General features: G+C 62.9%; 24 protein-coding genes. 2 read left to right on the forward strand and 22 right to left on the reverse strand.

Features of this window, described 5'->3' with window-relative positions; translation table 11 throughout:
• Window positions 1-28: 28 nt before the first annotated feature.
• The gene (locus tag ATB1_RS20055; protein WP_128081516.1) at window positions 29-1,228 is read right to left on the reverse strand and encodes an XF1762 family protein; all 1,200 of its coding nucleotides are present in this window, start codon (window positions 1,226-1,228) and stop codon (window positions 29-31) included.
• Window positions 1,229-1,270: 42 nt separating this feature from the next.
• Here ATB1_RS20055 and ATB1_RS21860 point away from each other — a divergent pair, with 42 nt between their 5' ends.
• Window positions 1,271-1,453: a hypothetical protein gene (locus tag ATB1_RS21860; RefSeq protein WP_128081517.1), complete on the forward strand. Its 183-nt coding sequence runs from the start codon at window positions 1,271-1,273 to the stop codon at window positions 1,451-1,453.
• 26 nt (window positions 1,454-1,479) lie between these two features.
• Here ATB1_RS21860 and ATB1_RS18290 read toward each other — a convergent pair whose 3' ends face one another.
• From ATB1_RS18290 to ATB1_RS22170, 21 genes are all read right to left on the reverse strand, one after another.
• On the reverse strand, window positions 1,480-1,776 hold the full coding sequence (locus ATB1_RS18290; protein WP_052368158.1) for a hypothetical protein: 297 nt from the start codon (window positions 1,774-1,776) through the stop codon (window positions 1,480-1,482).
• On the reverse strand, window positions 1,776-2,240 hold the full coding sequence (locus ATB1_RS18295) for a hypothetical protein (protein WP_042666258.1): 465 nt from the start codon (window positions 2,238-2,240) through the stop codon (window positions 1,776-1,778). Before ATB1_RS18295 ends, ATB1_RS18290 begins: the two co-directional genes overlap by 1 nt.
• Window positions 2,240-2,413, reverse strand: coding sequence for a hypothetical protein (locus ATB1_RS22165; protein ID WP_157837773.1), 174 nt, complete (start codon window positions 2,411-2,413; stop codon window positions 2,240-2,242). The genes ATB1_RS18295 and ATB1_RS22165 overlap by 1 nt, the downstream gene beginning before the upstream one ends.
• Window positions 2,413-2,703: a hypothetical protein gene (locus ATB1_RS18300; RefSeq protein ID WP_128081518.1), complete on the reverse strand. Its 291-nt coding sequence runs from the start codon at window positions 2,701-2,703 to the stop codon at window positions 2,413-2,415. Before ATB1_RS18300 ends, ATB1_RS22165 begins: the two co-directional genes overlap by 1 nt.
• Window positions 2,704-2,792: 89 nt before the next feature.
• Window positions 2,793-3,539, reverse strand: a complete 747-nt coding sequence (locus ATB1_RS18305) for a hypothetical protein (protein WP_042666262.1) — start codon at window positions 3,537-3,539, stop codon at window positions 2,793-2,795.
• Between the two features lie 56 nt (window positions 3,540-3,595).
• Window positions 3,596-4,066 (reverse strand): hypothetical protein, encoded by a 471-nt coding sequence (locus tag ATB1_RS20060; protein ID WP_052368159.1) that lies wholly within the window; start codon window positions 4,064-4,066, stop codon window positions 3,596-3,598.
• A 146-nt stretch (window positions 4,067-4,212) separates the two neighbouring features.
• Entirely contained in the window at window positions 4,213-4,335 is a 123-nt protein-coding gene (locus ATB1_RS23995; RefSeq protein WP_277813245.1) for a hypothetical protein, read from the reverse strand.
• A gap of 325 nt (window positions 4,336-4,660) precedes the next feature.
• On the reverse strand, window positions 4,661-5,011 hold the full coding sequence (locus ATB1_RS21865; protein ID WP_128081519.1) for a hypothetical protein: 351 nt from the start codon (window positions 5,009-5,011) through the stop codon (window positions 4,661-4,663).
• A 197-nt stretch (window positions 5,012-5,208) separates the two neighbouring features.
• Window positions 5,209-5,583, reverse strand: a complete 375-nt coding sequence (locus ATB1_RS18315) for a hypothetical protein (RefSeq protein ID WP_128081520.1) — start codon at window positions 5,581-5,583, stop codon at window positions 5,209-5,211.
• Between the two features lie 110 nt (window positions 5,584-5,693).
• Window positions 5,694-6,212 (reverse strand): hypothetical protein, encoded by a 519-nt coding sequence (locus ATB1_RS18320; protein ID WP_128081521.1) that lies wholly within the window; start codon window positions 6,210-6,212, stop codon window positions 5,694-5,696.
• A complete protein-coding gene (locus tag ATB1_RS18325) occupies window positions 6,199-6,450 on the reverse strand; it encodes a hypothetical protein (protein WP_042666267.1) in 252 nt (83 codons plus the stop codon). Before ATB1_RS18325 ends, ATB1_RS18320 begins: the two co-directional genes overlap by 14 nt.
• Window positions 6,447-6,632, reverse strand: a complete 186-nt coding sequence (locus ATB1_RS18330) for a hypothetical protein (protein ID WP_042666269.1) — start codon at window positions 6,630-6,632, stop codon at window positions 6,447-6,449. The genes ATB1_RS18325 and ATB1_RS18330 overlap by 4 nt, the downstream gene beginning before the upstream one ends.
• Complete coding sequence (locus tag ATB1_RS18335; protein ID WP_042666270.1) at window positions 6,632-6,958, reverse strand: hypothetical protein; 327 nt, start codon at window positions 6,956-6,958, stop codon at window positions 6,632-6,634. Before ATB1_RS18335 ends, ATB1_RS18330 begins: the two co-directional genes overlap by 1 nt.
• A gap of 251 nt (window positions 6,959-7,209) precedes the next feature.
• Entirely contained in the window at window positions 7,210-7,569 is a 360-nt protein-coding gene (locus tag ATB1_RS18340) for a hypothetical protein (protein ID WP_042666271.1), read from the reverse strand.
• A gap of 2 nt (window positions 7,570-7,571) precedes the next feature.
• Window positions 7,572-7,880, reverse strand: a complete 309-nt coding sequence (locus ATB1_RS18345) for a hypothetical protein (RefSeq protein WP_052368162.1) — start codon at window positions 7,878-7,880, stop codon at window positions 7,572-7,574.
• A gap of 2 nt (window positions 7,881-7,882) precedes the next feature.
• On the reverse strand, window positions 7,883-8,248 hold the full coding sequence (locus ATB1_RS18350) for a hypothetical protein (RefSeq protein ID WP_042666273.1): 366 nt from the start codon (window positions 8,246-8,248) through the stop codon (window positions 7,883-7,885).
• Window positions 8,249-8,369: 121 nt separating this feature from the next.
• Window positions 8,370-8,735, reverse strand: a complete 366-nt coding sequence (locus ATB1_RS18355) for a hypothetical protein (protein ID WP_042666275.1) — start codon at window positions 8,733-8,735, stop codon at window positions 8,370-8,372.
• A 7-nt stretch (window positions 8,736-8,742) separates the two neighbouring features.
• A complete protein-coding gene (locus ATB1_RS18360) occupies window positions 8,743-9,120 on the reverse strand; it encodes a hypothetical protein (protein WP_042666277.1) in 378 nt (125 codons plus the stop codon).
• Window positions 9,108-9,668, reverse strand: a complete 561-nt coding sequence (locus tag ATB1_RS18365) for a hypothetical protein (RefSeq protein ID WP_042666279.1) — start codon at window positions 9,666-9,668, stop codon at window positions 9,108-9,110. Before ATB1_RS18365 ends, ATB1_RS18360 begins: the two co-directional genes overlap by 13 nt.
• Window positions 9,665-10,639 carry a hypothetical protein gene (locus ATB1_RS18370; protein WP_128081522.1) on the reverse strand — a complete coding sequence of 325 codons (975 nt, stop codon included), beginning with the start codon at window positions 10,637-10,639 and terminating at the stop codon, window positions 9,665-9,667. Before ATB1_RS18370 ends, ATB1_RS18365 begins: the two co-directional genes overlap by 4 nt.
• A gap of 113 nt (window positions 10,640-10,752) precedes the next feature.
• On the reverse strand, window positions 10,753-11,481 hold the full coding sequence (locus ATB1_RS22170) for a VWA domain-containing protein (protein WP_277813246.1): 729 nt from the start codon (window positions 11,479-11,481) through the stop codon (window positions 10,753-10,755).
• Here ATB1_RS22170 and ATB1_RS22175 point away from each other — a divergent pair.
• Window positions 11,393-11,662: hypothetical protein (locus ATB1_RS22175; RefSeq protein ID WP_157837775.1), on the forward strand; the 270-nt coding region annotated here is incomplete at its 3' end. The genes ATB1_RS22170 and ATB1_RS22175 overlap by 89 nt on opposite strands.

Below are 11,662 nucleotides of genomic sequence, written 5' to 3' on the forward strand. Positions count from 1 at the left end.
CCGCCGCGAACAAACGTGCTCCTGGTGGTCACGCCGACGAAGACGTTGTCGGTGACGCGATTTCGATTGGCTTGGCCGAGTCTGCCCCGGCCTCGACGGGCGTGGTGAGGCCGTTGAAGGCGTTGATTGCGATGGGATTCTCGAGGCGGGTTTCGACGGTGGCGTATCCGTGGAGGGATGCCCACTCGACAGCGTCGGCGATGAGCGCACGCAGTGTGTTCACGGGGTAGGCGAGCAGCGACGTTTGTACGGCCACAGATGCCAGCGTGACGGCCGCCGAGTTGTTGCGAGGGTTCGGATCTCCGGAGTGATCACGGACGGCGAGCGCGGCTACCAGGGCGTCCTCGGGGGTTCGATACCCAAAGCAGGCGACGAGTGGGGCAGGGGTGGTGTCCCCAATGGTCTCGTCCACGCCGAGGCTATATTTCTCGAAGAGCACCTGCGCGTCCAGTGAGAGACTGCCTCCTCGACGGCCGAACGTGTCTTCTCGGGTTTGGATCAGGTCGCCCTGTGGGATATCCTGCAGTGAGGTATCCCCCCCACCGTGTGCTGTGCCCCGGTCGGTAAGGTGGGATTGTTCGGCGTCGACACGACCGGCGGGCCGCCGGGCTTCGAGTGAGTGTTTGGAGAGGCAACATCTGTAGCGACGTCTCCGGTAGGTTCCTCCACCGACGCGCCCGCTTCGAGAGTGCCACTCGCGCAGGTCTGCGGTGGTGGTATTGAGGTGAGTGAATCCGGCGGCTCGGTATATCGTCCCCTCGTTATCGTTTTGGACGCCCGCGTAGGTGAGGAGCCGGTCGTAGCCTTCGAGCGTGGCCCACCGGCAACACCGCGAGAGGAGCCACGACCCGGTGTTCGCGGGCCGGTCGGGATGGGCGGCAAAGCGGTACAGTTCGAGGGTCTGTCCATCGGCGTTGTGTCGTCCACTGGGACGGCCGAGGACGGCCATCGCAACGTCTCGCCCCTCGTAGACTGCGGTGAGCGCGACTCGGAACGGCTTGGTGACGGGGTCGTGCTGGTATTGGACGGTCGGATGTTTGAGGAAGCCGTTGACCCGTTCGCGAGCCCCGCGTCCACGTTCGGCGCGGAGTTCGAGGTGGATGGTAGTGGGTGCTCCGCCGGGCGCGGCGAGTCGGGGGTCGCAATCGCGATAGGTCCGATGGGCGTGATAGGAAGCCAAGGAGTCGAAGCCGGTCGCGACGATGACGACTTCACCGGAGTCGACCATCGTGTCAATCTCGCCGACGTCGGCAGTGGTGAGAGCAGAGGGATGCCCAAGACAGAGTGGGCCTCCTGGTGGGACGTACCACTCGATAATCGGAGTGGCGTCGTCGCCGACGTAGCGACCGACGGCATCGAGGTAGGGAAAGGCGACGATATCGCCGGGGCGAAGCGGTCGTATCACTCTGGACTCGGGGGTGAGGGAGATGCACAGTTCCAGGTCGGGTGGTGAGGTGTGTTGTTCGCGGGCCGGGGGCGTCAGGCGCTCGCCCAGCCGAAGAAGAGGTACGTATTGTCGCCGAGGTGGATACACCCGGCGGGTCCCCATTTGCTGTCGATACGCGGGTCCTGGTCACGGATGAGCTGGCTGGCGTATTCGCCGGGGTCGGTATCTCCGACTTCATCCGGGGGTATCTCGGTGAACGACGTCTTCTCGGCTATCGTGCCGGTGTAGCCGGCGTGTCCGTGGCGGTATTGCGCGTCCTCGACAGCGTTCTGGAAGGCACTTTTTGCGTCTTCTCCGCTCGAACGGGTGTAGAACGTGTGTGCTCCCATTAATGGGCCTCCTCGGTATCTTCGGGAGTGGAGCCGACGAAGAGTCCGGCGGCGTCGTCGGGCGGCCAGTTGTCGCGGCGTGCTTCGCTGGTGGCCCAGAGTGCGAATTCGATGTCGGAGACGCGTTCGCTCCCGGCCACGTGATGTTCGTGGCTACGGCCTATCGTTTCGAGATCACGGCTGAGGTGGAACCAGGCGTATTCGGTGACGACTCGTTCGGGGTTGTTGAGGACCGCTGGCGGGACGGCGAACGCTTCGTGGTCCCAGAAGGCCCACATTTCGTCGCCGGAGCGTATCTCGTGGTCACCCGTTGACTGGTCGGTGAGTCTGATTTCGTCGGCGGCTTCATCGACGCGGATGACGCGGACGATGTGGCCCCCGCCTCTGGTGACGAAGACCATTCCCGGATGGAGTTGCGCGTAAATGGGTTCCTCGTCGTCGAAGACGTGGCTGGGGCGGGTCATCAGTGGAACTCCACGTTGTGGCTTCCACACTCGTCACACCAGCAAGCTCGCGTCTCAAGTTGTTGGTGCTCTACGCTGTCCAAGTAGCCTTCCCCGTCGTAGATTCGGGTTTCGGTTCCTTCGACTTCGTGGTTGAATGCGACTGACTGCCCGCAGTCGAGACACTCAGGCATCATCGCTCCCCCGTGGTGGCGACGTGGTCCGCAAGCACAAGGTCGTCGTAGGTGCGGTCTTCGCCACACTCGACGCAGAAGACGCCGTTCTCGCCGATGTCTGACCCCGTGACGGGGCCGTCTTTGCTGGCCTCGACGTCCACGTGGCCGTTCTCGAAGCGATGCACACCGCCGAATTGGACCTGGTGGATGATCCAGGAGAAGCGCTCCCCGCCGCACTCGGGGCAGGCGAGGAAGCCACGTTCGTGTTCGTTTGTGTTCATATTTCCGATGCTGTCGCTGTGTGTCATCTCGTGGTTGTCCTCCACCGGCTACGGGGAGCCACAAACAGGCGGTGACTTCGCGGCCGGAGACGGGCAACGTGGATTCGCAGACGGCTTCAGGACGCCACTATTGGCGTGATCGTGTAGGCTAAGCCGGGCACAATCCAGAGTTCTGGTTTTGTGCTCCCGTATTCGGGTGGCGTGTACTCCTCTGGACTGTCGGGGACGTGATACCCATCGAGGAGGTCGACAAAGTCGCTGGCCGTAGTGACTGGTGCGCCAGCTTCGTCGTAGAGATAGAACCACGGTGCGGCTGGGCGGTCCTCGAGTGGGTCGTCGAGCCAGTCCGTCCGTCTCCGCGCTTTATTCAACAGGCGAAGGCCGTCTTCGCTGGCCACAGGCAGGGCATCGGGGAGCGCGCCCCATCCGACGGTGAACGGTCGGATGTCGGACTCTGGGGCTTCGTGGATGAGGATGAACGTCCGGCCGTCGAATCCGGTCGGGAGATCGGGGGTCTCGCGGTCGTGGAACGCGTGAGTGGCCTTGATGATGGCCTCATAGCGCGAGCAGGCGGGGACGACGGCGAACGCAATGTCGTCGACGGTGGGTTCGTAGCCGACGGCAATCTCGTCGAAAACGGGCGCGTAGGCGTCGGGGTGGGCGTTGGCTTCCGCGAGTTCGCGTTCGCAGTCTGCACAGAGGTCGTCGCCTGCGGTTATGGGCCGGTCGCACTCGCTACATTCAATCTCGGTGTAATTCGGGTCCGAGTCGGCATCGGGAGTTCCGGGCCCGTAGTGTTCGTTCTCGTAGTAGGTGTCGCCGAAATCCTCGGGGCTGTAGTAGTCGCGGTCGTCGGTGGTCATAGGAGGGTGTATCTCACCCTCTATACACCGCTGTCGTACTTAATCCAGATTGGCGGTCAGGCTTCGTCGTCCGGGGAGTCCCCGTGTCCGTGTTGTCGGCGCTGCCGGACCTCGAACAGGAAGCGGGCGTTGGCTTGCTCACCGTTGAGAGTTCGCTGGTCGAGTGCGGTATCGGCGAACAGCGTCCCCTGCTGACCGGGGGCGGCCTCGAGGGGGTCGGTGGTGGCTCGTCTCGAGCGGATGGCCGAGAGCGGCCGGTCGTCGATAAACTCGTCGCTCCCGCCGGTCTCGATTCGCGAGGTTCGCTGGCGGGTATCGACGTCGACGCCGTGATGGAAGAGTGTGGTCTCGAACGGTTCATCGTCGAACGCGAGCAGTCCGTGTTCGTCGACGGTCTTGGTCTTCGTATCGACCGTGTAGTCGGTATCACCGTCGCTGTCAGCGTCGGCGCCGATGACGAAGACGGATTGGTGATGGACGGTGAACGAGCGGTTCTTCGGGCAGGCACTGGCTGTATCGGAGCTCATGGTATCGGTCGAGTTCGTGGGTGGTGGTCGTCTCACCGGGGCGAGACAGAACGGGAGGGGAGTGCCGTCGGTGACTGACCCCTCGCTTTCGACGGGGGACACAAACAGGGTGCGAGGGGTAACCGCGCCCCTCGAGGCGTGGTCGGCTATATGTGGAAGTGCCAGTTTGCGACGGAACGCCACGGACCGCCCCAGTCGCCGCCTGATTCTTCGAGTTTGTAGGCGTGGACGCCGCTGAGGAAGGTAACGATGAGGTGGTCGGCGTCCATGCTCGGATCGAGTTTCCCGGTGATGGTGATGGGCCCGTATCGTGCGCCGAGACGTCCGGGGTGTTCAGGCGTACAGGTGGCCTCGTCGATGGTGTACGCGAGGGCGATGATGCTTCGCCGTCGACCACATCGAGATAGTTGATGCCGTAGTAGCCGCAGGCGTGGGTGTAGTGTAGCGCACCCGTGATAGTGAACGTCCCGTTGGATTCGATGACGGGCTCGTCGAGGTAGTCAAGATTGAGGCGCGCGAGTAGCGGACTGTTTTTCCGGTTGTCGTGGGGGGTATTCGTGATGGTGACGTCTTGGAGGCCGTGATTCGCGGCGGTTAGGGCCCCACCCAGGCGCGGTAGTCGGGCCTTTGCCACTGCTCGGAGCCACCGCGTCCCTCTTCTGGTTCGACATCGGCGGGAAGGACGCGGGGGCCGACAAGCGACGTCGGTGCCTCGGGCGTCGACGTCTGGTCGGCGTCGGGTGTCGATGGTCCACCGGGGTCGTGGTAATCGTCTCCGTCACTGCCTCCCGCCCCCGGGCCAGTGCTTGGCGTGGGAGTTGCGGTTCCGGGGGTGGTCCTCGGTTGGTTTGCGGCGACGGGTTCTGCGCCGAGGAGTCCGAGACAGCCGGAAAGACTGCTTGCTGCGAGGAGGCCAACCCCGGCGAGGGCGCTTCGGCGGGTCAAGTTCCTTCTCAGCGTTCGAGGTCGCTGGTGATCTCCAGCCGGAGCTGTATCTACATCGCTTGTCGATGCGGTCGCTGGCGTCCTGGTGTGGTCGGTCGGTGGTTCGTTGCTGGTGGTGGTCGGGTCAGTCATGGAAGGGAATTCTTTTGATTTATTGATGCTGAGGCACGGCGTCGGTCCTGGCAGGCAAATACTGGTTAGATCGCTCCGGTGCTGTCCTCGGTGTTCTCTTGGCCGGATTGGTCTGCCCGCTCGCTTCGGTTGGCGCGGAGCTCTCGTTCTTCACATTCTGAGAGGGCCTCCTCAGGAACGCTGAGGTATTTGAGCGCCCACTCCTCGATTTCTGGGAGCGTCATCGGATGGGGGAGTTCATGATGCCCGACGGGGCGTGCTAGAAAGGTTCCGTCAGCGTCACGGAGGTCTTCGTTGAAGTACCCGAGAAAGTACCTCTCGAGCCCCTTCACACCCGGGCCATCCATGATCGTAATCATATCAAATGAGTCGAGAGACACCTCAGATTCCAAGCTGAGTGTCGGGTACGTGGAGGGGATATTCACACCTATGTTAGGCATAGTTCAAACATAACTTCGCGCAGTCCACATTTCCACATTGAATGTAGTGGTTGTGGCGACTTCACTAGGTCAATCGGTGGCGTAGTGGGTTGTCTGGTGTCTCGGTCTCGTCAGGCGGGGACGTGTGCGAGGAGTTCTTCGACGGCGCTGACGGTGTCGTCTTCGCCGGCGTCTTGGAGGGCGTCGATGGCCTCTCCGAGGTGCCAGCGGGCATCGGTTCGGGTACTGTGCATCCCCCGGCCATGCGCCTCGCCGGAGAATTCAGCGGCGACGGCGGCCTCGAGGTGATGCCAAAGGATGCCGGCGCGGAAGGTTTCGACGAGCGTGGTGGCACAGTCGGGGAACTGGGCAGGTTCTTGGATATCCCGAAGGCCGTATTCTGCGCTGAGTACCTGAAGCGTGTGGGCAATTGCGACGAGGTCCTCACCGAAGGGATCGCGGTCGGTGTGGAGGAGGTCGTCGATAGCGTCGGCTCGGGCCTCGAACAGTTGATCGCTGTCGGCGGCTCCGAGTGAGGTTCCCTGCTCATCGAGTCCGTCGAGAGTGTCGTCGACGAGGCTATGAACGATGTTACGGGGTTCAGTTCGCGAGAGGGCGGTCACGTCATTGGGTGAGTCATGGCGAATCACTCCGGAGTACCTCGAGGGCGGCCAGGACGCCGTTGCGTTCGGCGAACTCGAAACAGGAAGCGTGTGCTTCTCCACTACCGACGGTTGCAACAAGTGCGTGCGCGGTATCGAGCATCGTGGAGGATGCTCCGGGTGCGGGCTCGTCGAATGCGTCCCAGGAGAGCGTCTCCCGCTCATCGGCAAGCTCACCACAAAGGGCACACGTGACGGAGTGGACGTCGATCCAGCGGTCAGTCATGCGTCTGGATCCGTGGACGCGGGGTCGGTCGTGTCGGCGTCGTCTTCGATATCGACCACGATGGCATCGTAGGCGACGTAGGGGTCTGTCCCGAGCCGCTCGAGGAGGACTCGTTCGGCGGCTGCTTCCGTCGGCGCGTCGACCCGGAACAAGTCGTCGATGGCGAGGATGTACGTCGGCATTAGTAGCCACCCGCATTTGAGTGAGCGACCGGCTCATTCCCGTACGTGACGGGGATGAATTCGATGGATTCGAGCGCTTCCCAGTCTTCGAGACGTTCATCGGGGTTGCTGTCGAGCCCGAGGTCAGTCGCGGTCTCGAAGGTGAGGCCGATACCGAGCGTGGTCGGATTGGACTCGGTGCCCTTTGCACTCTCGACGTCGCCGTACACGTCGACGCGCCAGATATGGGCGTCGGGGATGACGGTGAGGAGTTCTGTCGTTGCGTCTGCGATTGCGAGGTCGCAGCCGACCACGCATGTCGTGAGGATTGCTTCGTAGTCGTTCATGGGCTAGTGGCGGCTTGGGCCGCTCTACCGCTCGCGGAGGAGACAAACCGAGGCGTCGATTCACTCCTACGCAACAACTGGAGTGTAAGCGAATCAACTCTGTTGCGTAGGAAGCCGACTGGGGAGGGATACAGTCTACCGCACACACCCCTATTTCGAGTTGTAACTAGCTCCTGACCCCCCTTTTTCGTGTTGTAACACACCCCTATTTCGAGTTGTAAATGTACTGTATATGTGCGCCAGAGGGTTTGTTACTTGGATTCGGTGTTTTCGGCGTCGTGTTTGCGACGTCGATGTTCGCGATAGACTTGGCAGAAGCGTCGGCGTTGACTCCGAAGATTCGATTGGGCGGTGCGGGCCCGGCGTGCGCGGTCGAACGCGAACGGATCGCGATACTGTACGTGCGTCGGGATTGAGACGCGGACGAGGTCGCCCCCGGTTGGGACGCCGAGTTCGCGAAGATAGCGCCTCAGAATCGCTTCGCTGGAGTCGATTTGCGAACGGAGCGAGCGCAGTGTTCGTTCGTGGCCGCTCGGGTTCCCATCGTGGGCGTCGTAGTCGATATCGTCGAAGTCAATGTCTTCCCAGCAGAGGGTGTCGTGGGGCGGCACAGTTACCGTGGTGTGTGCTCGTTTCCGGTCTCGGTCTCGACCTCGATCTCATCGACGAGTTCGTCGACAGTCACGTAGAAGGGGCCTGACCAGTTCCGTGCGATATCGGGGGCGTCGTCGACGCGAGCGAGTTTGTCCGAGCCGTCCGTATCGTCGGCGACGAGTTCACCGTCGGGAGTGAGCGCGTGCTCGATGGGAACAAGATATGTTTCGGTGTCGTCGCTGGTGACGGCCCGGCCGTGGTGCCAAATTTGCGGTTGGAACGTGACGCGAACGTGCGTGGCGTCCGGGTGGTCCTCGAGGACACCCATCGTCAGGCTCCGGCCTCGGCGGTATCAGTGGTCGCGTCGGCCGACGGACGGGGAACGGTTGCGCCGACGCCCGGTGGGTCCGGGTCACGGTCCTGGTCGTGGAACGTGTCGTCTCGAGCGTTCATCGAGGCCTGTTCTATCTCGTCGTTGGCATCGGTGTCGGCGCTGTCGTCTCTGTCATCGTGTTCGTAGTCGTGGTAGTCGCCGGCGACGTAGAGTGCGATACGGCCGGAGATCGTGCCGTCGGCGTGGGCGGTGAACAGGACGTGTTCCGTGTCGTATCCGAAGTGGTTGACGGCGAGTTCGTGGAGCTGTTCGGCTTCGTAGCGGACACGCTCGGGCGCGTCCGTCTCGATATCGAAGGTCATGTTTCGAGTCCCTCACCGACTCGGGGGCGACAAACGGAGGCGGGAATGCGTGTCCTACGCAACAAAGTGAAGTCATCCGACGGCCCAATCGTTGCGTAGGACGAGCCGAACTGTCTGCCGGTCACAGTTCCTCGAACGTGAGCTGGCTGGTCGAGTCTGCGGTCTTGTCTTCACGTTCGTTCTCACTCTCAGTCTCACACCCGGCTTCGAGCGTGGTGTTGCTGCTCTTTGAGCCCCGGGTAGCTCCTCTGCTGGGCATTTGCGCAAGCGACTCGGCGCAGATTCCCAGCGGGCAGTCGCCGTAGTGTCCGTCAGCGACGGCGAGCCGGTCGCGAGCGGCGTGTGGGTGGACGAAGTTCCCGCCGTGTCCGGAGGGGCGCTTGCACTTCGTCCCGATGTCGGCTCCACACGTGGGACACCGGATTTCGAGGACGGGATCGCGAGGCCAGGTTCGGTCGCACTTCTTCCGATTGCAGGAGACGGTCATCGGGGTGTCACGCGAACTCGTCGAAGCCGACCTGCGCGGTGTTCTCACCGTCGAGGGCGACATCGAGGTCAGATTCAATACTCGACGTGTGTGCCGTGGGCGGTTCGGTGACGCGCTCGCCGTGTTCAGCGTCGGCCTCGTCGTCAACGTCGTCCACGGCGTCGTCGTCTACCGACGGTTTGGTCGCGCCGTCGTGGAGTGGCACACCGAAGAAACGGGCCAACACGCGGTCACGCCCGTCGGCATCGAGGGCTTTCACTGGGTGGTCGCCACGGGCGAGTTGGGCGACGCTGACGAACCAGACGCGGTGAGCCTCGAGTGTCAGGGCATCACCGAGCAAGACGTACCCGGTGAGGTCGTTGAGGACGAAGTTCAGAACCGCCATTTTCGCGCAGATCGGGTCTTTGTCGTAGCCCAGGAAGACGGAGGGGGCCTCCGGAGCAATTTCGCGGAGGTGGTTCGCGGTATCGACGATGAGTCGGCCACTTCCACAGCCGCGACGTCTCCGATGACGAGCGGGTCTTCGGGGGTGGCGTCGCGGAGGTCCTCACCATTGGGGAGGTTCATCGCTGCCATCGCGCGGCTCACCGCCCCCGGCGTGAAGTACTGGGCGAAGTGACTGCTCGTCAGGCCGTAGTGTTCGTACACGCCGCCGAGAACGTCTTCGTTGGTCTGTTCCATCGCGAGGACGAGTCCCCCGAGGGCGTTTGCATGCTGAGTTGCGAGCTCTCGGACAGTGTCTTCATCGCGACCGTCGTTCGCATACCGGGCGAGCGGTTTTTGATACGCGTCTTCGTCGCCGCTAAAACTGGCGAGGGCGAGGTCGATCCAATCCGAGAACACTTGATACGGCGAATCGCCGGTCTGCTGGCTGATGGCGTCGAGTGGGTCGGTGACGAGTTTCCGATGTTCGCGTTCGAGCAGCGTCGTCATCGGTGATAGCCCTCCGCTCGGGAGTGGTGTGAGACCGCGATTTCGGGGCTGACGAAGCGCCGTGCTCGGTGCGGGACGTCGATGCCCCGGGAGACGGGGAGGAAGATTGAGTCGCGACCACCGCAGACGACGCTCGCGAGCAGTTCGTGTTTACACATCACGCGCCACGGGGCTGACTGTTTGTACGGACAGGCGCAGGTCAGGGCGTCACCCCACGGGATAAGCGGGTACTGGCTGCCGCTTTGGTATTCGCCGACCAGGAGCGGGGCAGGGAGGTCGATGCCGTAGTCAGCGAGTCGGACGGGGTCATCGGTCTGGGTATGCGAGAGCGCGGATTCTCGGAGGACGTACGTTGAATCGAGGGTGCGGTCGCGAGCGTAGGCCTCGGGGTCGGTGTCGTCGTCGACGAGGACCATTCCGACGAAGGCGTTGTGTTCGAGGAGGCGATCGGCGTCGGGTGCGGGCCCGATACACGCCTCGATGAGCGAGCCGTATGACGAGTCCTTGAGGACCTGACTGAGGTTTGGCCCGGGGATGAGTTCGCGATACCATTTCTCGCGGCGCTGGCGTTCTTCCTCGAGAGCCTGTTCTGGGTTGGGTTGTTCGCGAGCGATTCGGAGGCGCGCTGCTAAGAAGGCCGGGGCATCTGCGAGGACGGTGTCGTCGTCGGCGTGGTCGTAGAATCGCTTCTCCTCGTGGATGCGAGCGGCACAGGAGGTTTCGGCGTGAGCGAGGCCGAGTGGTTTCTGCTTGACGCCCTGCCAGGGGAGGGTGGAGGGGTCGGTCGGGTCGTACTTCCAGGGGTTGTAGCTCCCGAGGAGTTGGTCGCGACGGACGGGGCCGCCGCGCATGAAGTCGAGGCGGATTTGGTGTTCGATCGGTTCGACGTTGGCCGGGTCGCGGTTGACATCGTACTCGTATTCTCGGTCGGTGTGAGCGAGCGCCCCCGGCGGGAGGATGAGGCTGGGCACGTTTCCGTCGGCTGTATAGAGTGTTCGAGAGGACATAACTCGGTGACTGGTGCGGGCGTCGGAGGGACGCCCCGCTACCGTTTCGGGGGCGACAAATTGGCTAGGAGTGACCCTCAGAGACCGGCGAGGAGACTGGCGAACTGGTCGAGTCTATCGTTGAGACGCTCAGGCGAATAGACTGTCTCCTGGCGCTCGTAGTAGGTCGCGAGTTCTGAAGCCGAGCCTGAGAGCGTGCCGGGGTCGGTGTCGGTCGCGATGGTGAGCGAACACACGGGGGCGTACGCCCGGCGGATGACATCTTTCACGGCGTCTGCCGAGGTCTGATCATCGCCAACGCTGATGATGAGCGGGTCGTCGCGCTGGGCTTCGATGAGGTCGTTCGCGAGGTCGATAGCCTCAGCGAGTGGCGTCCCGCCGCCACAGGAGGTATCGAGAAGGGATGACTGGACGTGTCGCGTCTCGATGCTGAACGGCTTGACGAGGCGGGCGTTGCCGTGGATGAAGTCGATGACCGCGACGCGGATACCGAGATTCTCGGCGGCGAGGGCGAATCGAGTGAGCGCTTGGGTCGCGACCTCGATCTTCGCGGGTGACCCGCCTCGCATTGACCCCGAACGGTCGAGGATGAGGACGAGGGCGTACTGTTTCTCGTTACCAACCGTCCGGCTCTTACAGACCCGAGGGTCACCGATGGCGAGGCGGTGGCCGGCGCGAGTATCGTAGGCTCCGGCGGAGAGTCCGCGTCGGGTACTCTTGCGCGGTCGAGTCGAGATATATTTCCAGCGTGTCGGCAACCCGACCGGCCCCGTCTTCGATGGCGGCCCACTCTTGAGGTGGGACAAAATCGTCAGCCACGGTGAGGATTTCGAGGTCGGTGAGGTCCTCCAGCGAGTATCCCACCCCTCCACGCTGTCCGCTGTTCTCTTCACCCCCAGTATCCGGTGTCTGCTGGCGGCGTTGACGGTCAAGGTGGTCGGCGAGCGCATCGAGCTCTTCTCCGAGTGCCCGTTCGTCGATCTGTTC

The sequence above is a fragment of the Haloferax sp. ATB1 genome (assembly GCF_000730175.1).

Coding starts and splice junctions, on each gene's coding strand:
- ATB1_RS20055 (WP_128081516.1), bottom strand. CDS start 1,228: ATGGTCGACTCCGGTGAAGTCGTCATCGTCGCGACCGGCTTCGACTCC.
- ATB1_RS21860 (WP_128081517.1), top strand. CDS start 1,271: ATGCCCAAGACAGAGTGGGCCTCCTGGTGGGACGTACCACTCGATAAT.
- ATB1_RS18290 (WP_052368158.1), bottom strand. CDS start 1,776: ATGGGAGCACACACGTTCTACACCCGTTCGAGCGGAGAAGACGCAAAA.
- ATB1_RS18295 (WP_042666258.1), bottom strand. CDS start 2,240: ATGACCCGCCCCAGCCACGTCTTCGACGACGAGGAACCCATTTACGCG.
- ATB1_RS22165 (WP_157837773.1), bottom strand. CDS start 2,413: ATGCCTGAGTGTCTCGACTGCGGGCAGTCAGTCGCATTCAACCACGAA.
- ATB1_RS18300 (WP_128081518.1), bottom strand. CDS start 2,703: ATGACACACAGCGACAGCATCGGAAATATGAACACAAACGAACACGAA.
- ATB1_RS18305 (WP_042666262.1), bottom strand. CDS start 3,539: ATGACCACCGACGACCGCGACTACTACAGCCCCGAGGATTTCGGCGAC.
- ATB1_RS20060 (WP_052368159.1), bottom strand. CDS start 4,066: ATGAGCTCCGATACAGCCAGTGCCTGCCCGAAGAACCGCTCGTTCACC.
- ATB1_RS23995 (WP_277813245.1), bottom strand. CDS start 4,335: ATGGACGCCGACCACCTCATCGTTACCTTCCTCAGCGGCGTCCACGCC.
- ATB1_RS18315 (WP_128081520.1), bottom strand. CDS start 5,583: ATGCCTAACATAGGTGTGAATATCCCCTCCACGTACCCGACACTCAGC.
- ATB1_RS18325 (WP_042666267.1), bottom strand. CDS start 6,450: ATGACTGACCGCTGGATCGACGTCCACTCCGTCACGTGTGCCCTTTGT.
- ATB1_RS18330 (WP_042666269.1), bottom strand. CDS start 6,632: ATGCCGACGTACATCCTCGCCATCGACGACTTGTTCCGGGTCGACGCG.
- ATB1_RS18335 (WP_042666270.1), bottom strand. CDS start 6,958: ATGAACGACTACGAAGCAATCCTCACGACATGCGTGGTCGGCTGCGAC.
- ATB1_RS18345 (WP_052368162.1), bottom strand. CDS start 7,880: ATGGGTGTCCTCGAGGACCACCCGGACGCCACGCACGTTCGCGTCACG.
- ATB1_RS18350 (WP_042666273.1), bottom strand. CDS start 8,248: ATGACCTTCGATATCGAGACGGACGCGCCCGAGCGTGTCCGCTACGAA.
- ATB1_RS18355 (WP_042666275.1), bottom strand. CDS start 8,735: ATGACCGTCTCCTGCAATCGGAAGAAGTGCGACCGAACCTGGCCTCGC.
- ATB1_RS18360 (WP_042666277.1), bottom strand. CDS start 9,120: ATGGCGGTTCTGAACTTCGTCCTCAACGACCTCACCGGGTACGTCTTG.
- ATB1_RS18365 (WP_042666279.1), bottom strand. CDS start 9,668: ATGACGACGCTGCTCGAACGCGAACATCGGAAACTCGTCACCGACCCA.